General features: G+C 55.1%; 15 protein-coding genes. All 15 read right to left on the bottom strand.

Translation table 11 applies throughout. The features are described 5' to 3' along the window. Positions 1 to 36: 36 nt before the first annotated feature. Complete coding sequence (gene mreD / locus CGZ75_RS01000) at positions 37 to 561, bottom strand: rod shape-determining protein MreD (RefSeq protein WP_089522324.1); 525 nt, start codon at positions 559 to 561, stop codon at positions 37 to 39. Next, the gene (gene mreC / locus CGZ75_RS00995; protein ID WP_089522322.1) at positions 558 to 1376 is read right to left on the bottom strand and encodes a rod shape-determining protein MreC; all 819 of its coding nucleotides are present in this window, start codon (positions 1374 to 1376) and stop codon (positions 558 to 560) included. Before mreC ends, mreD begins: the two co-directional genes overlap by 4 nt. A gap of 77 nt (positions 1377 to 1453) precedes the next feature. After that, positions 1454 to 2479, bottom strand: coding sequence for a rod shape-determining protein (locus tag CGZ75_RS00990; RefSeq protein WP_089522320.1), 1026 nt, complete (start codon positions 2477 to 2479; stop codon positions 1454 to 1456). Positions 2480 to 2522: 43 nt separating this feature from the next. After that, positions 2523 to 3209, bottom strand: a complete 687-nt coding sequence (radC, locus tag CGZ75_RS00985) for a RadC family protein (RefSeq protein WP_089522318.1) — start codon at positions 3207 to 3209, stop codon at positions 2523 to 2525. Between the two features lie 195 nt (positions 3210 to 3404). Then, complete coding sequence (locus tag CGZ75_RS00980; protein ID WP_089524487.1) at positions 3405 to 4256, bottom strand: Maf family protein; 852 nt, start codon at positions 4254 to 4256, stop codon at positions 3405 to 3407. A gap of 47 nt (positions 4257 to 4303) precedes the next feature. Then, positions 4304 to 4546 (bottom strand): DUF4321 domain-containing protein, encoded by a 243-nt coding sequence (locus tag CGZ75_RS00975; protein WP_089522316.1) that lies wholly within the window; start codon positions 4544 to 4546, stop codon positions 4304 to 4306. Positions 4547 to 4652: 106 nt separating this feature from the next. Next, positions 4653 to 6179, bottom strand: a complete 1527-nt coding sequence (locus tag CGZ75_RS00970; protein ID WP_089522315.1) for an SPOR domain-containing protein — start codon at positions 6177 to 6179, stop codon at positions 4653 to 4655. Between the two features lie 170 nt (positions 6180 to 6349). Then, complete coding sequence (gene murC, locus CGZ75_RS00965) at positions 6350 to 7765, bottom strand: UDP-N-acetylmuramate--L-alanine ligase (RefSeq protein ID WP_089522313.1); 1416 nt, start codon at positions 7763 to 7765, stop codon at positions 6350 to 6352. A 5-nt stretch (positions 7766 to 7770) separates the two neighbouring features. Then, the gene (locus CGZ75_RS00960) at positions 7771 to 9159 is read right to left on the bottom strand and encodes a bifunctional folylpolyglutamate synthase/dihydrofolate synthase (protein ID WP_089522311.1); all 1389 of its coding nucleotides are present in this window, start codon (positions 9157 to 9159) and stop codon (positions 7771 to 7773) included. Continuing rightward, a complete protein-coding gene (locus CGZ75_RS00955) occupies positions 9159 to 11822 on the bottom strand; it encodes a valine--tRNA ligase (RefSeq protein WP_089522309.1) in 2664 nt (887 codons plus the stop codon). The genes CGZ75_RS00960 and CGZ75_RS00955 overlap by 1 nt, the downstream gene beginning before the upstream one ends. Positions 11823 to 12494: 672 nt before the next feature. Beyond that, entirely contained in the window at positions 12495 to 12932 is a 438-nt protein-coding gene (locus tag CGZ75_RS00950) for a hypothetical protein (protein ID WP_089522307.1), read from the bottom strand. A gap of 222 nt (positions 12933 to 13154) precedes the next feature. Next, positions 13155 to 14813: a LysM peptidoglycan-binding domain-containing protein gene (locus CGZ75_RS00945; RefSeq protein WP_089522305.1), complete on the bottom strand. Its 1659-nt coding sequence runs from the start codon at positions 14811 to 14813 to the stop codon at positions 13155 to 13157. A 216-nt stretch (positions 14814 to 15029) separates the two neighbouring features. Beyond that, positions 15030 to 16139, bottom strand: coding sequence for an RluA family pseudouridine synthase (locus CGZ75_RS00940; RefSeq protein WP_245850654.1), 1110 nt, complete (start codon positions 16137 to 16139; stop codon positions 15030 to 15032). Positions 16140 to 16143: 4 nt separating this feature from the next. Further along, the gene (hemL, locus tag CGZ75_RS00935) at positions 16144 to 17469 is read right to left on the bottom strand and encodes a glutamate-1-semialdehyde 2,1-aminomutase (protein WP_089522303.1); all 1326 of its coding nucleotides are present in this window, start codon (positions 17467 to 17469) and stop codon (positions 16144 to 16146) included. After that, complete coding sequence (hemB, locus tag CGZ75_RS00930) at positions 17466 to 18470, bottom strand: porphobilinogen synthase (protein ID WP_089522301.1); 1005 nt, start codon at positions 18468 to 18470, stop codon at positions 17466 to 17468. Before hemB ends, hemL begins: the two co-directional genes overlap by 4 nt. Positions 18471 to 18488: the final 18 nt, after the last annotated feature.

Below are 18488 nucleotides of genomic sequence, written 5' to 3'. Positions count from 1 at the left end.
TTCGTTCCCGAGCAGCTCGAATCCTTCTCCCGCAAGCTATTCGCTGCTCGGCTTCGGCCTTGCCCTCGTCATGCCCTCGAACCATCGGCGCATCGGAATATAGACCGCTAGAGCGAACACAAGCTGCAGGAACAGGCTTGGGAATATCTGTTTTTGAAGCACGAAGGCAAGCGGATCGGAAGTAAAGCGGAACACTTCGTATACATAATAAATAGCCAAATCATACAGAAGGGACGCCATCGTCGTAATCGCCAATGCCGAAAGCATCGTCAACCTCCGACCCCCAAGCAGCAAGCCGGCAAAATAGGCAATCAACCCCATCGTATAGGCATGCAGTCCAAGCAGATGGCCGCGGAACACGACATCCTGCAACATACCGAACCCTACGCCGAGCAGCAAGGCGGAATGGCGGCTATGGTATAGCGCTGCGTACATAATAATGACAAAAGTAAAGTGAGGTATGAGCCGTTCCGAAAAAGCGGCCGGAACGAGCCAGGGAAATAAACTCGTCTGCAAGATAAAAACAAGATAAATGAGCAGAACCATCCCCGGCATTCTCATTGGGATGCTCCTGGGGTCTGCACGACGAATACTTCGTTCAGATGATCAAAATTAGCGGAAAGCTTGATATTCGCAGTCCTTGTCAAACCGATGTCGCTGTCCTGAATGCTGTCGACCTTGCCGATGACCATGCCTCTTGGATAGATGTTGCCTAGACCGGAAGTGATGACGATGTCATGCTTTTTAATGGGATCATTGGCAGCAATTTTCGTCATCAGCATATGTTCCGTCTCGGAGTTGTACCCGGACAGAATACCGAAGGATTGATTTTGCTTGCCAAGCACGGTAACCGATATGCCTGATTCCTCGTCATTCAAACTTGTAATGGGCATTACCGTTGAAGTCAGCTCCGACACCTCACTCACGAAGCCGATCATCCCATCCTCCGTAGTCACGGCCATCCGTTCACGCAGGCCTTCCCGCGTACCCAAATTAATCGTCATCGTACGGTTAAAAGCATCAGGGCTTACTGCTACGACTTGAGCGATTAAGTATTTATAATCGTACATCTTCTTTTGTTCCTCGGTGAAATTCAGTTTCGCCTGCAGCCGTTCATTCTGCTGCTGGATCAGGTTGTACTCCACCTTTTCGCGCGCGTAAGCGGCTGCCGTCATGCGCAGCTGCTCATTCTCCTCATATACGGAACGCAGGTTGCCGATATCCTGGAACAAGCCCGCTATATAGCCAGCGGGCTTGTAGAACCATTGTTGTACGTATGCGGTCGTATCCCTCAGGAACTTCTCCGGCACCGTCAGCCCCGCCCGGGAGCTGATGGAGTAACCGATAACCGCAATGAAGAGAATGAAGCTGATCATGAGGACGAAGAGCCGCCTGTTCCGCAATTGCTTAAACAAATGGTCCACCCGCCCGTCTTAATTCAGCTCATACGCCGTTATCTTCTCGACCTGGAGCTGCCTTTAGTTTTGAAAAGATGAATGTTCTCCAGAGCGCGGCCTGTTCCAATGGCCACACAGTCAAGCGGATTTTCCGCCACGATGACCGGCATGCCGGTCTCACGGGAAAGCAGCTTGTCCAAGTTGCGCAGCAAAGCTCCGCCACCAGTCAGCACGATGCCACGGTCCATAATATCTGCAGACAGCTCCGGCGGGCATTTTTCCAAGGTAATTTTGACTGCTTCGACAATTGCCGAGATCGTATCAGTCAGAGCCTCGGTAATTTCTTCCGATGTGATGGAAAGCGTCTTCGGCAAACCCGTTACCAGGTCGCGACCGCGAATCTCCATCGTAATCGGTTGCTCCAGCTGCATCGCGGAACCGATCTCCATCTTCAGCTGCTCGGACGTACGCTCACCGATCATCAAATTGTACAAACGCTTGATGTACTGGATGATCGCCTCATCCATCTCGTCACCGGCGATCCGCACGGAACGGCTCGTCACGATGCCGCCAAGCGAAATGACGGCAACCTCAGTCGTGCCGCCGCCGATGTCAACGACCATGCTGCCGGTCGGCTCCCATACAGGCAGATCAGCACCAATTGCAGCTGCAAAAGGCTCCTCGATCGTGTAAGCTTCGCGCGCTCCCGCTTGCTTGGTTGCATCCTCGACAGCCCGTTTTTCTACGGATGTGATACCGCAAGGAACGCAGACCATCACGTTAGGATGGCGCGGGAACAGCGAGCGCTGCTTCTGCGCCTGGCGGATGAAATATTTAATCATCGTTGCAGTTGTCTCAAAGTCAGCAATAACGCCGTCCTTCATTGGACGGACAGCGCGGATGTTGCCCGGCGTGCGGCCGATCATTCTTTTGGCCTGTTCCCCGACGGCTTCTATTGTTTTTGTATCTGTACGAAGGGCAACCACGGACGGCTCCCTGACGGCAATTCCTTTTCCTTTTACATAAACCAGCGTATTGGCTGTACCAAGGTCAATCCCCAAATCCTTTGAAACTCCGAACATCGTTAATACTCCCTTCTAAAATGCGGCAATCCTATTTATTATATTACATTAAGCCTTGTTCCTTCAAACTGATAAAGCGTCCTTCGCCAATGACAATATGATCCAGCACCTCAATGCCGACCAGTTCTCCCGCCTCCTGAAGCCTGCGCGTAAGCGCCTCGTCCTCGGGACTTGGCGTGGGATCACCGCTCGGATGGTTGTGAGCGCAAATAATCGAGGCACATCCGTGGCGTATGGCGGCTCGAAATACCTCACGAGGATGAACAAGTGAGGCGTTCAACGTACCGACGGACAGTGTTTCGCGAGCAACGATATGGTTCTTCGTATTAAGGAAAAGGCAGACAAAGTGCTCTACCTTCAAATAACGCAAATCCTCCATGAGATAATCAGCGGCATCTTGCGGACGGCGTACGATCACGGCCTCAGCCTGTCGGCTTCGTGCCAATCGTCGCCCAAGCTCAATGCCGGCACGAATTTGCAACGCTTTAGCAGGTCCGATGCCCTTGATGCGGATTAAATCGCTGTGGCCCATGTCGACCAGCCCACGCAGGCTACCGGATTGCTGCAGGATACGTGAAGCCAAATGCACAGCCGTCTCCTTCGGAGTACCGGTGCGCAGCAGTATGGCCAGCAGTTCAGCATGACTTAGCGCCTCGGCACCGTATTGCAGCATCCTTTCCCGGGGGCGCTCCTCCTCCGGCCACTTTTTAAGCGAAATGGGTTCCGACATCGATGGACAACCGCCTTTGCCTCAATATTCATTTAAGTTTACCATCAATCCCCGGTATAATCTCCTCCAATTTTCGAGCTTCCTCTTATTCTCTTCCTATGTGACGATTTAGAGATAAAAAAAGTCCATTCCAGAGAGGAATGGATGGAAAGAATTTTTTTGACAGAACAGCATAACTAAGCAATAAAGCTATTTTTAGCGTTCAATTCCTTGGCGCAGCGGGCTGACTCCGAACGGCAACAGCATCTGGTAGAGCAAGGCAAGCGGCAGTCCCATCACACTGTAAAAATCGCCCTCGATCTTCTCGATCAGCACGGAGCCCAAACCTTGCACACCGTAACTTCCTGCTTTATCCAGCGGATCGCCTGTTGCTACATAGGCAGAGATCTCCTCCTCGCTCAGCTCACGGAAGCGTACCTCACTGCGTGTATAACCCGTCGCTGCCAGCGGACTGCTGCCAGCCGCAGCGACGCGCCAGCGCCCAATGTCGCCAAGCAGCTCCTCTGCTCCCCAAACGGGTACGCGGTTGATAGCGGCGCCATCGAGGAGCCGGGCAGACTTGTCGGCTATATCGAGGAGTCCGGCAGGCACCTCGGTGCCATCACCAGCAGAAAATGCCGGTGTTGCCAACTGAGCAAGCTGCTCTTGAACACCTTGGTCGCTTTCGGGGACAAACAGCAAGCTCACGCCGCTGTAAACTTCGTGTGCACGACCGCTCAAGCGCCGCAGCGTCTGCCGCGCGTCCTCAGCATCCAGCGGTTTGCCAAGCACTTCGCCATCAAGTACAACGATCGTATCCCCGCCGAGTACAAGGGTCCCATGGCTCGGATGCGACTCTCTGGAGAGCTGCTGAGCCGCAGCAACAGCCTTGCGTAGACTGAGCTCCGCGACGATCATCCTCGGATTCAGCTCGGGGCACACCGTCTCATCTGTGTCCGTTGCCAAAACCTCAATCGGGATCGGCAGCCGCAGCGCACCGACGAGCTCCCTTCTTCTCGGGGAAGAAGAAGCCAGTACAAGGCAGTTAGGTAGTTGATCAACATTCATCTGCAAGTTAATTTATCTCCTCTTCTTGAATCCGTTCCAGCTCAAAGCTACAGCTTTCGGTACAGCCAAAAGGCCAGTACAAGACATACTAGACTGACGATGCTGAAGTTCAGCGTCAAATCCAGACTGTAGCTAAGCACGCCCAAATCGGCAGCCGGGCTCCATTGCAGCTCAGCCGAACGGGTCAGCGCCGACAACGACGGGACCTCCTTCAGCCATCGGTCTGCCAATGCGCCCGCGAGCAGCCCTAACACCGCGAACAAAAGGAGCGTCCATCCGTTTTTTTTCATCTGTCACGCCTCCGTCCAGGGTCCAAATCTTGTCCCATTATAAGGGAAGCGACCTCTTCAAGCAACGCGAAGACGATGGGGAGACGAGCGCCGCCATAATTCGGATTCAGCCCTTGGCGCCTGAAATCGCTGCCTGGCGCAGCTCTCGCTGAGCTAACATTGCCTCGATCAACTTACTCTGAACGGCCCACAATTTGTTCATGGAAGGCGCCTTGTTATAAGTGTTCATCGCCTTCGATGCACCCTCGAAAGCTTTCACCAGCGTACCGGCTGCTGCCTTCTCTGCCTTGCCGGAAACGCCGGCGCCGAAGCTTGAAGCCTCCTTGAGCCAAGCTTCAAGCTTGGTGTTCCAAGCCGACATCGCCTGAGCCCCGACCGGGGCTGGCTTATCCAACACAAGCTGCGCCGCCGAGAGACCTTCCAAAGAGCGGATCAGCTCGCTGCTGCGAGCGTCGAAGCTGCGGGCTGCCTCTGCACTTCCTGTGAAAATAAGCTGCGCTACACTTGGCAGCTTGACTTCCTTGATGTACACCTCAGCTCCAGTGAGCTTATCCTGCAAAGCTTTTGCGCCTTTTTGGTCGATTGCCAGCCCGGCATACACCCGGTAATCAGCTCCTGTATAACCGAGCGCCGAGGCGAACCCAGCTTCCTTCAGATCCGCAGCCGCTGTTTCCGCGCTGGGTTTGGAGGAGAACACGCCATATTGCAGCAGTTGATAAGACTGAGCCGGCCATGCTGCTGCAACCGGCTTAGCCTCTTGAACTGTACCCTGCTTGACAGGACCAGACGATGCAGGAGCTGTTGCTAACCCATTCTCCTCTACGGACTGTACACCACCTATATTGACGCTTGCTCCTGAATCGCTGCCAGAGATCAGACTGCCACCGGCGAACATTGTCAGCGTAAAGTAGCCGAACACCGCTCCTGTAACAATCGCGCCGACTACCGAAATCAGTACCATCAGCCAGGATGGACCCTGGCTACGCTCGCCTGATTTCCCTGTAATGGAAGCAAGAATCGCGCCCCTGCGACGGGCAGGACGAGCTGCTTCAAGCTCCAGAATTGGCCCATTATGAGAAATTCGGTCTGGCTCCCATAGCTCCGACTGGGAATGTTTCCGCGGGTTAAGCTCAACTTCTCCATGCTGGGCCTCGCTATAATTGTGAAGATACAATGCATCCTCGTTGTATTCTTCCGCATACATCAGCGCATCGTCATAGATTGCTTCTCCATACTTGCCGATCTGCCGCGCTTCCTCGTAAATCGCTTCCCCATACTTGCCGACGGACCGCGTTTCCTCGTCGCTGGCATCTCCGTACATGCCGTCCGGCCGCATTTCCTGTGGGGTGGCTTCCTTATGATCGGCCTCTGCGCTCCCCCCGTTTTCTTCGCGGATCAGCAGTTCCAGCTCATCTATCGAATCCTGAAACGGACTGCTCCAGGGCTTGTACTCCTCGGTAAACTGCAGCGCTGACAGCTCCGTTTCCGCATGCCGGTCGCCGCTGCCGGCGGCCGGACCAACCGACATAGATGCCTGGACAGCAGTCCTCACATTCAGAGAAGAGTTGGTACTTCCTTCCTGCACCAACTTGCCGTTTCCATCGGGACGGTACGTTACACGGGCTTTAGTCATCGTTATTCCTCTCCTTGTTTAACTGGGATCATAATCTACTCTATGAGACTAGCGAAGTATATATGACCTAGATAGGAAAAGAGAGTTGAGAGGCCAGCGGACAAACGAAAGAACCGCCGCTTGCGGGCCAGAAGCCCTCAAGCGGCGGTTCTTTTATTCTATAAAGCGGATCAGGAAGGCGTGCCTCCCTCATGACGCTCGCGCAGCAGACTCGCTAGACCGTCGCCCACTTTCCAAATGTCACCGGCTCCCATTGTGAGAACCAGGTCACCCGGAGCAATGCGTGTAGCCAGCTCCGTCTGAACTTCCTCCTTAGTTGGGATATAGGAGGTATTCGGATTGCTGTTTTTCAAGATCATCTCTACGAGGCGGCGGGAATTGACGCCTTCGATCTCTTTTTCACCAGCAGGGGAGAAGATGTCGGTAATGATGACCTCATCCGCCTCGCTGAAGGCGCGACTGAACTGCTCAAGCAGGAAAAAGGTGCGCGTATAGCGCTGAGGCTGGAACACAGCCACAATGCGCTTACCGGTCGCCTTAGCGGCGCTGATCGTCGCCTGAATCTCGGTGGGATGATGCGCATAATCGTCGATAACAAGAATTTCATTCACATCGCCAAGAACCTGGAAACGGCGCTTCGCTCCGATAAACTCTTTGATCGCAGCAGCCGCAGAGCCGAATGGAATGCCGGCCTCCATGCAGGTGATGAGCGTTGCTATCGCATTATAGACGTTATGGCGACCCGGTACAGACAGCTGCACGATGCCAAGTTCCTGGCCGGAGCGCGACAGGGTGAAGGTTACTTTGCGATCACCAAGTACGAGGTTGGAGGCACTGAATTCCGCAATGTCGTTGTCGATGCCATAGGTGAGAAGCCGCTCCGCAGGCAGTGCACTCGCCGCGCGCGGCAGCAACTCCTGAACGATCGGATCATCAATACATACTACAGCGCGACCGTCTTCTTTCACCTGGGAGAGGAACTGAACATAGGCGGACTTCAAGTTTTCAAAGTTGCCGTCGTAGTTCTCCAGATGATCCGGCTCGATATTCGTCACAACCGCGATGGCAGGATGATAATGCAAGAACGAACCGTCGCTCTCATCCGCCTCGGCTACCACATATTCGCCTTTTCCAGCCTTGGCGTTTGTGCCGACATTGACGATCTCTCCGCCGATAATATAAGTCGGGTCCGCACCGCAGCTTTCCATAACAAGCGCGATCATGGAGGAGGTCGTCGTTTTGCCGTGGGCGCCTGCAACGGCTACACCCTTGCCGGCATTCATCAAACGAGCCAGCATCTGGGAGCGATGCAACACCGGGATTTTCAATTCTTCCGCCGCACGGCGCTCAACGTTATCCCTAGGTAGAGCCGTGCTGTATACGACCAGATCGGCACCATTGACATATTTAGCGTCATGGCCAATATGGATTTCCGCGCCTTTTTTAACAAGCTTCTCTGTAAGCTCTGCTCGCGCAACGTCTGAGCCCGTCACTTTGTAACCGAGCTCAAGCATGACGCGCGCGATCGCGCTCATGCCGTAGCCGCCTATTCCGATAAAATGAACATGTTCTGCTGTCGTCGTCATGACGGTCACCAACCTTTTTCAGATTCCGGCAGCCCAAGCACATAAGCGCGGACATCGGCAATAAGATAAAGCGTGCCGGTTACAACCGGCAGGTCTCCGGGGGCGGCAGCCTGCTCCAAGCGGCGAAGCGCCTCTTTCCAATCAGGCTCCGTAATGATTTCGGGCGATACGCCCAGTTCCTCGGACATTTCTCGAGCCAGCTCAGCCAAGGCAGAAGCAGACTTCGCCTTGCGGAATGCTGGCTGTGTAACAACAAAAGTATCCACTATAGGGAGTATATGCCGAAGTACGTCACGGTGATTCTTATTCTCCAGCATTCCGATCATGACATGGAGCCGATCATGGGTATAAACCTCCCGCAGGGCAGTTGCCAGCGACTCGGCTCCTTCGGGATTATGCGCCCCGTCGAGCAGCAGCCGCGGCTCTTGCCGCACCATCTCCAGGCGTCCCGGCCACTGTGCCAACAGGAGTCCGTCCTGCAATTGCTCATCGTCGATGAGCAGCGCGTTGTACTGGCGCAGCACTTCCAGCGCCATGACGGCAGCTGCGGCGTTTTTGCGCTGATGCGCTCCGCCAAGACTCAAGGAAAGAGAGTTGATCTCACTGAACATTCCCTTGAAGGTAAAGCTTTGCTTGGACTCCGAAGCCTCAATCAGCGTTTCACTAAACTGCTCGCCGAGCTGATAAAGCGTAGACTTCGAGAGATGCGCCGCCTCGCGAATGATCTCAAGCGCCTCAGGATCTTCCACTGTACTGACAACTGGAACGCCGGGCTTAATGATGCCCGCTTTTTCGCGCGCGATTGCAGTGATGGAGTCACCCAGCATATCCATATGGTCATGCCCAACGTTTGTGATAATAGAGAGGACCGGCGTGACGATATTGGTCACATCCAGACGCCCGCCCATTCCCGTCTCCCAGACAACATAGTCGGGATAAGTCACTTTGGCAAAATACAAGATCGCCAGCGCCGTCGACACCTCGAACATCGTTGGAGAGCCAAGCTCCGTCGCGGCAATTTCATCCACGAGCGGTTTCAACTCGTTGGACAGCCGGAGCAGCGTATCCTCATCGATATCCTGTCCGTTATAACGGAAACGGTTCGTGAACTTGGTAATGAACGGGGACGTGAATGTCCCCGTGTCGTAGCCGCCGCGCACGAGCGTTTCGGTCAGATAAGCACAGACCGAGCCTTTGCCGTTCGTACCGGCAACATGGATGAAGCGCAGTCGCCGCTCTGGATGGCCGAGCCGTTCCATTAGCAGTTGGATGCGTTCCATGCCTGGACGGACGCCGAAGCTGATGAGGCTTTCGATCCAGTCCCTTGCTTCCCCGTAAGTTGCCAGTCCGCCTGGAACAGCGGACCGATTATCGTTATTGGCTGCTATATTCATTAGCCCCGCAACTCCTCAATCCGGGCCAGCACCTTGTCCAGCTTAGCCTGGTAGTCCGCCTGTTTAGCTTTTTCTTCTTCGATGACTTTGGCAGGAGCTTTGGCAACAAAGCCCTCGTTGGACAGCTTTTTGTCGACTCGTTCAACTTCGGAGCGCAGCACGCCGGCTTCTTTGTTCAAACGAGCAATTTCCTGCTCGATGTCGATCAGCCCTGCCAGCGGCAGGTACAGCTCCGCGCCGGTTACGATAGCCGTCATCGCCTTATCAGGAGCGGCCAGCGCCGGATCGATGACAAGCGAGGATGTGCCAGCAAAGCGGCGCAGCAGCTCTTCATTCGCCTGTAAAATCGCCAGCTGCTCCGAGCCGGACGGCTTGATTTGCAGCTCGATTTTTTTGCTCATCGGCACGTTAACCTCTGCGCGGATATTACGAACCGAACGGATCGTGCTCATCAGCAGCTCCATCTCACGTACTGCATCCGGAGCTTCCAGAGCGGCATCGAACTGCGGCCAGGCCGCGATCGAGATGCTCTCGCCTTCATGCGGCAGATGCTGCCAGATTTCTTCACTGATGAACGGCATGAACGGATGGATCAGGCGCTGTGTGCGGTCAAGCACATAGGCGAGCACCGATTGCGTCGCTTTTTTGGACTCGGCATCACCGCCGTACAGATTCAGCTTAGCAACCTCAATGTACCAATCGCATAGATCGTCCCAAATGAAGTTATAAAGCAGACGACCGGTTTCACCAAAATCGTAGGTGTCGATCAGACGCGTCACATCACGGGCCGTCTCATTGAGACGATGCAAAATCCAGCGATCGGCCGTGCCGAGCTTAACGGTAATGTCGATATCCTCATAGCTGAAGCCTTCCAAGTTCATGAGCGCGAAACGCGAAGCGTTCCAAATCTTGTTAGCAAAGTTACGTGCCTGTTCAACTTTTTCAAGACGGAAGCGCAAATCTTGCCCCGGCGTGCTGCCCGTGGAAAGCATGAAGCGCATCGCGTCCGCTCCGTACTGCTCGATGATGTCGAGCGGATCAACGCCGTTGCCGAGCGACTTAGACATCTTCAGGCCATTGGCGTCGCGGACCAAACCGTGCATGAGCACATCCTTGAACGGAATTTGGTCCGTAAACTCAAGTCCGGTAAAGATCATGCGCGCCACCCAGAAGTAGATGATGTCATATCCTGTGACGAGTAAGTCGTTCGGATAGTAGCGTTTGAAGTCTTCACTTTCCACATCCGGCCAGCCAAGCGTGGAAAATGGCCAGAGAGCAGAGCTGAACCAAGTGTCCAGTACGTCGTTGTCCTGACGCAGCTCGCCGCTGCAATCCGGGCAGGACTCCATATCCTCGCGGGCTACATGAATCGTGCCGCAAGCGTCACAGTACCAGGCCGGAATGCGATGACCCCACCACAGCTGGCGGGAAATACACCAGTCGCGTACGTTCTCGATCCAGTTGAGGTACGTTTTTTCGAAACGATCGGGCACAAAGTTTACGCCTTCTCCGGACTTCTGATCTTTGATCGCACGGTCGGCGAGCGGCTTCATCGCCACGAACCACTGTGTCGACAAGTACGGTTCTACAACAGCACCGCTGCGCTCGCTATGTCCGACTTGATGCACATGATCCTCGATGTTAACGAGTACACCGCTCTCATTGAGATCGGCAACGAGCTTTTTGCGCGCATCGGCACGATCCATTCCTTTATACGGGCCGGCTTCATCGTTCATGACGCCACTTTCGTCCATGACGATAATTTGCGGCAAATCGTGGCGCTGACCAACTTCGAAGTCGTTAGGATCATGCGCAGGAGTGATTTTGACCGCACCGGAGCCGAAGTCCTTCTCGACGTACTCGTCAGCGATGATTGGAATTTCGCGGCCGATAACCGGCAGCACGAGCATTTTGCCGATAAGGGCACTATAGCGCTCGTCTTCAGGATGAACGGCAACGGCGGTATCGCCGAGCATCGTTTCCGGACGGGTAGTCGCAACCGTCACATGGCCGCTGCCATCCGCAAGCGGATACTGGAGATGGTACAGATGGCCGTTAACTTCCTTATGTTCTACCTCGATATCCGAAAGCGCCGTGCGCGCCGCAGGGTCCCAGTTGATGATTTTCGCGCCGCGATAGATCAGACCTTTTTCGTACAGGCGGACGAATACTTCACGAACCGCTGTGGACAAACCCTCGTCGAGTGTAAAACGTTCACGGGAGTAATCCAGCGAGAGGCCTATTTTGCCCCATTGGCTGCGAATCGTATTGGCATACATGTCCTTCCATTCCCATACTTGCTCCAGGAACTTCTCGCGTCCAAGGTCATGACGGGTCACGCCGCTCTCGCGCAGCTTCTGTTCCACTCGTGTCTGAGTCGCGATGCCCGCATGATCGGTGCCAGGCAGCCACAGGGCGTCGAAGCCCTGCATGCGCTTCGTGCGAATCATAATATCCTGCAGCGTAAAGTCCAGCGCATGTCCGATATGGAGCATGCCCGTTACGTTCGGCGGCGGGATGACGATCGTGTAAGGCTTCGCTTCCGGAAGACGTCCGGCTTTGAAAAAGCCTCCTTTATTCCACAGATCCGTGCTTTTCTGCTCGGCGCTGCGGGGATCGTAGGTTGTTGGCATTTCGGTCGTCGTATGCTGCTGCTCTGACATTGGCATATTCACCCTCGTTTGTGAGATGGGATAGATCTAACATAGATCGATAATAGATAGATAATTAAGTTGAGAAATTTGCCCGCAAATCGACCCCTTTGCCTACAAAAAAGCCTTCCGTCCCTTGTATAGCAAAGGACGAAAGGCTAAAGCTTCCGCGGTACCACCTTTGTTCCGCACGCGGACGGAGTCCGGGGCGGCACTTTGGCGCATGATAACGGCTGCTGCCGGCAATGGCTGTCCCCATGCGTGATAAACGCAAAAGAGGAATGACCAGCGCAACTCCGGGGCGACCTGTGCGACTTATGCGGCCTGCAGACTTTCCAGCGAATACGGTCTGCTCTCTGTAGGCGCCAGAAGCACTCTTCCCCATCCTCGTTGTTTGAGAGAATGTTGGCAAATAATCAGTTCTAGTTTACCGTTGTTCCGCGTCTGAGTCAACTTAACCGGGCTTGTCCTACAACTTCTTATGGCATCACCATGAGGCATTGAAGCTTAAGAAACGGAGAAACCTACCCGGACCGTAAAGCAAGACACAAAAAAGGCGGGCTCTATGTCGCCACGTAAACCCGCCGGCATCCATCCAATGACGATTGACACTCGCCGTCAGTCGGGCGATTTGCGGCATGATGGTTCTGGCCGCTGATAGAGCCCTAACCAAAGATTCGTTTTTTATAAATCTTTATTAGCGATATATATAGCGGTTCCTGAGAAATTTTTCGAATAGGATATCGGTCCAATTAGCGTAGCAAAGATTCCGCCGGAAATAAGGTTATAGGATACGAACTCAATGTCAATTGTCCCTACTCGCCTGTTGTCTGCATGGACAGCATTGTAGCTGACGAAGGCTGAGTTTCTGGAAAAAGCTTCTCGTATTACTTCGAAATGATCCCTTCCTCCCGCAGGTATATTGACCAGAGGAGGAAAGGAAGATTGGAATCTTCCTGAAATGGATGTAGCAATTAAAGTTAAGTTGCTTGTTTCGTTGATAACGTCGAATCCCTTGGTTGATGCGATGGAAGTTGACTGCTGATCCGGTACACGATCAAAAGGCCCAAAGGTACAAATCACGATAACCAGCAAGATGAACAAAATCAGATAAATACTCATTGATAGCCGCCTCCTTTCATTCAGTAGATGAGATTCTATAAAGAAATGACACTAGCAATTGCCCTAGTCTCTTCATTTTCTAATAGAAAAAACGCCCCTCCGATGAACCGGGGGGCGTGTATAAAATCAGCCGGGCCTGGGACAGCAGGCGCCTGGGTGTGCCTTATGACATGTACTGCGGATTCAAGCTTCCGCATCCAACATAATTACGGCCTGCTGACGTCAAGGGATATAAAGCACTTGACCTTCAGAGATGCTCCCGTCGGCCAAACGGTTATGGAGAGCGATCTCCCTCGTTTGAAGCTGATAACGGTCCGCAATGAGCTCAAGCGTCTCCTCCCGCTGCACAATGCACATCCTGACCTTACGGAAAGAGTTCTCCTCGCTGGCCCTTCCAAGGAACATCGATTGCCATTCAACATCTTCCACCGGAGCGGCAGTTTGCGCTTCCTGCTGTTGGCGAGTACGTTCAGCAGCCTGGCGCTGCTCCCTTTCGCGGCGGCTCGTGCCGATGAGCGAGGTCAATCCGTCGCCGTTCTCCGTTACAGCCGGTGCCGGGCTGCGCTTGGAGCCAACGGCTATACGCAGCTCCTGCTTTTCCTGCTGTTCCGGCTCCTGCTGAGGCTCGGATGCTTCCTGCAGTGCTGCCGCGAAGGTGGCGCTGGAATCTGCCTCTCCTGATGTGGCCTCCGGCCGGTGCAGTGCCTCTGGCTGTCGAGCCCCCGCCTCGACAGCTTCTGGCCGCTGGACAGCTTCTGGCTGTTGGATGGTTTCTGGCTGCTGGACAGCTTCTGTCCTCTGGGTAGCTTTTATCCGCTGGATAGCTTCTGTCCTCTGGGTAGCTTCTATCCGCTGGATAGCTTCTGGCTGTTGGACAGCTTCTGGCCGCTGGGTAGCTTCTGGCTCCTGCGAGCCTTGCGGGCGTCCATAGAGTACTGCTGCCGCCTCCGCCTCTTCCTCCTGTGCCTCTATCGCCTCAACCGTAGAACTGCTGCCAGCCATACCGACGAGGGAGGAGAAGGCACGATCGCGATCTAACTGGGCTTCCCCCGTATTTTCAAGCGGCTGCAACGGCGCTAAATACGAAGGTACAGCAGCCGGAAAGCTATCCTGCCCGTCCTCATCCGCCTCCGCACGGACTGATCCTAGCTGCGTCCAACCCGCCGCATAATCATAGGGCTGATTCTGTGCCGCTTCCATCGGATCGATCTGCTCCTCAAAAGTCGAGGAAGGTGCAGCACGATATTCGTATGCTGTCTCGAACGTGGGAAACGAGGAGGGAGCCTCGGCGTTGACTTCAGTTTGAGTTTGAGTTTGAGTTTCAGTTTCAGTTTGAGTTTCAGCTTCGGTTTCAGCTTCTTCTACTCTGAATGCCGACTGCTCCTCCTCATCCTCCTGATCAAGCTCCAAGTAACGGAACGTGGAGATGTCACCGGTCGCTTGAGGCTGAGCCTCTTGGCGATGAACAACCGTATAAGGCTCCTCCTGCCACTGTGCCGTTTCCTCGTCTACAGCCTCGACACGGATGCCAGTCAGCGAAAGCACTCCTGTAATATTGAGTGTACGGGAGGATAGCAGATCAACATCAAAGTTGTCGATCTCAACCGAAATATCCTCCAGACTCTCAATGCGGTTCATTGGAAGCGTAATTTCGACCGGAATCTGATGCTCCATCGATTGCGCAGCCTCCGCACGATCCGCAGTCCGATACACGCCGCTGAGCAGCAGCTGGCCCCGCAGAATGGCCTGCTCCCCCTGCTGGATGACCTGGATGCGGGGGACAAGCTCAATCTCTTCCAGCTCCTCAATTCCAGCGACTTCTTCTGGCAAATGCACGCGCTCATAAACGTCAAAGCGCAGCCCTTGCGATTGTTCGCTCACGCTAAAGCCTCCCTTCCCTTGCTAATGCTTGGGCAAATAGGTTTACTCCCTACCATCTATATGGCTGGGATGCGGGGGACATGACTACTTTGCCATATAAGCCGCAAGAGACCGGGATGACAGTGTCACTGAAAACAAAAAAAGATGCCCAAAAGACAGGGTTAAACTGTCTTTTTGGGCATCATTGTTTCTCAAGGACATTCGGGCCAAGTGGGGCTATCCACGCGAGCCACTCAGGTGCTGGAGCAGTTGGGCCATATCAGTTGGTAGAGGGCAATCGACGGCTATCGCCAGCCCGCTCCACGGGTGGCGGAACTCCAGCCGCCTTCCATGCAGCGCCTGACGCTGCAACAGCTGCGTCGAGCCGCCGTAAAGAGCGTCGCCGATCAACGGGTGGCCGGCATGGCTCATATGAACGCGAATTTGATGCGTGCGCCCTGTTTCCAGTTCTAACTCGACCAGTGCCGCTTTTCCCCATGCATCCAGCACTTGGTAGCGGGTGACAGCGTGATCGCCACCCGGGGAAACGCGGCGGCGCGACGGGTGATGCCGGTCGCGGCCGATATCAGCGTTGATGACGCCTGAAGAGGGGCGTGGAACGCCTTGCACGGCCGCCCAGTAAATCCTACCGATCGTTTTGTCCCGCATCGCCGCATCGAGCACCTGCTGAGCCAGGTCGTTCTTCGTGTAAAGAACCGGCCCGGAGGTATCATCGTCGAGCCGATGCACATGCCGGACCAGCAACGGATCTCCTGCCGCCAAGCAAAGGCAAGCCGCGGCCTCGTCCAGCGTTGCCGGCGCGAGCGCCGCATCCCCAGCGCCAACCCGCCGCTTCCCAGCGGCGGCGGGGGCAAAACCTTCGCGCCGCGCTCCAGCCGGCGCACCGCTAATCCCTCCCGATCCATGCCCGGGAGGAGCTCCACTACCATGCACCGGCAAGCCGGCCGGCTTGCTCAGTACGAGGCACCAGTCGTCCTCGTACAGCACCTCCGGCCATGCCGTTGCATAGCTACCGCCGTTCCCCGCCAGCAGGGCGCGGGCGCGGCGCAACAAAGGATCGGCGGCCGCATCGGCCGCCGGAAAAATCCTTACCATCAGAGCCGGCTCTTCCCCCGGCTCCCCTCCCCACCGAATACCGCCGGTGGAGAGCAGAGCTCCGAGCCATTTTGCAGGCCATATACCGAGCTCCAGCAGCCGCAGCCTGACCTCATGCGCATGAAGTCCTGGTCTAAGCCCAATAGCCTCCGCATCCGGGAGAAGCGGAACATGCAGCCATTCACCCCGGCGGCACGCTCCCTCCATATTCAACACATTAACGGTCGCCATGCGGCTACAGTCGTCTCAGCGCTTCGCGGTTCGCCTCGATCGTACGGTCAATCAGCTCTGGCGTATGTGCCGCTGACACGAACATACCCTCATATTGCGAAGGAGCAATGCTCACTCCAAGCTGGAGCATGGAGCCAAAATAAGCGCGGAACCGACCGAGATCGCTAAGCTGAGCCGTATCAAAATTGATCACATGCGTCTCGCTGAAGAACGGACATACCATGGAACCAACACGGTTGATCGTAACCGGAATGCCAAGCTCACGTGCATTATCCTCAAAACCTGCCTGCAAGCGCACGGAGAGGCGCTCCAGCAGCTCATATGTCTCTGGAGTCAGCAGGCTGAGGGTTGTATAACCCGCCGTCATCGCCAGCGGATTGCCCGAAAGCGTACCCGCCTGATAAATCGGTCCCGCTGGAGCCATACGCTCCATAATATCGCGGCGTCCGCCGTAGGCTCCGACCGGAAGCCCACCGCCGATAACTTTACCGAGGCAGGTCAAATCCGGTGTAATGTCATACAACCCTTGCGCGCAGTTGTAGTGAACACGGAAGCCAGTCATCACTTCATCAAAAATCAAAAGGCTGCCATACTGCGTAGTCACGTCGCGCAGTCCTTGCAAGAAGCCAGGCAGCGGCGGCACGACACCCATATTGCCGGCGATTGGCTCAACGATGATGCAGGCAATTTGCTCGCCGAACTTCTCGAATGCCAGCTCCACCGACTCCAGATCATTATAAGGAACCGTAATCGTATGCGCAGCGACCGTCTCCGGCACGCCTGGGCTGTCCGGCAAGCCAAGCGTGGCTACGCCGGAGCCCGCTTTAATGAGCAGGCTGTCGGCATGGCCGTGATACGAGCCTTCGAATTTCAAAATCTTGCTGCGGCCCGTATACCCACGCGCAAGTCGCAGCGCGCTCATCGTCGCTTCCGTGCCGCTATTGACCATGCGCACGATGTCGCAGGAAGGCACACGCTCGCAGACGAGCTTGGCCATTTCAGTCTCGATCAGCGTCGGCGCGCCGAAGCTGGTTCCTTTTTCGGCTACGCGCTTGATCGCCTCGACCACTTCTGGATGAGCATGCCCGAGAATGAGCGGCCCCCAAGAGCCGATATAGTCGATATACTTATTGCCATCGATGTCGTATACAATCGGCCCCTCGCCGCGCTCCATATAGGCTGGTGTCAGCCCAACCGACTTGAACGCGCGCACCGGACTGTTCACACCGCCGGGAATGAAACGTTTGGCCTCCTCAAAAGCAGCCCTAGACCGCGTATCATCCTTCCGCCCAAAAACGGCTTCGTTCCTTGCTTGCTCCTGCTCGCTCATCCGTTCTGCACCTCCCGCAGCCACCGCGCCGCATCCTTGGCGTGGTACGTTATGATCAGATCCGCTCCAGCACGCTTCATGCCGAGCAGCGTTTCCAGCACAATTTTGCGCTCATCAACCCAGCCGTTCGCAGCAGCCGCCTTGACCATCGCGTATTCTCCGCTGACGTTATAGGCAACAAGCGGAAGATCGAAGTTTTCCTTCAAGGCACGCACGACGTCCAAATAAGCGAGCGCCGGCTTGACCATCAGCATGTCCGCACCTTCGGCCACATCAGATTCCGCTTCGCGCAGCGCCTCCCGGAAGTTAGCCGGGTCCATCTGGTATGACTTGCGGTCTCCATATTGAGGAGCGGAATTCGCCGCCTCGCGGAAAGGACCGTAATAGGCAGACGCATATTTGACCGAATAGGACAGAATCGGAATTTCACTGTAGCCCGCTTCATCCAGCCCGGCACGGATGCCAGTGACAAAACCGTCCATCATGTTGGAAGGAGCGATCACATCAGCGCCAGCCTGGGCCTGGGACACCGCAGTGCGGACAAGCAGCTCAAGCGATGGATCATTGTCCACCTGGGCTTCTCCTGTATGCTCGTTCTTTTTTACAACTCCGCAATGGCCATGGTCCGTGAATTGGCAAAGACAGGTGTCAGCCATAACGATCAACTCCGGCGCCCATTCCTTAATCCGGCGCGTCGCTTGCTGCACGATTCCGTTGCTGTCATAGGCCGACGTTCCAACCTCGTCCTTATGCTCCGGAATGCCGAACAGCATGATAGACGGAATACCGTGAGCGACGATGTCGCGGATTTCCGCCTCTAGATGGTCCAACGTATAACGGTATACACCTGGCATAGAGGAGATTTCCTCCACCTTGTTCTCGCCATGGGTAACATAGACCGGATAGATGAAGTCGCTTGCTGTCAGAATCGTTTCCCGCACCATGGAGCGCAGCACGGATGTGCGGCGCAGACGGCGGTGACGTACGAGAGGATAAGTCATGGGTACAGCCTCCTTGTC

The organism is Paenibacillus herberti (assembly GCF_002233675.1).
GTDB lineage: Bacteria > Bacillota > Bacilli > Paenibacillales > Paenibacillaceae > Paenibacillus_O > Paenibacillus_O herberti.
Note: the sequence above shows the minus strand (reverse complement) of the source record. Positions and strands in the feature narration are given on the sequence as shown.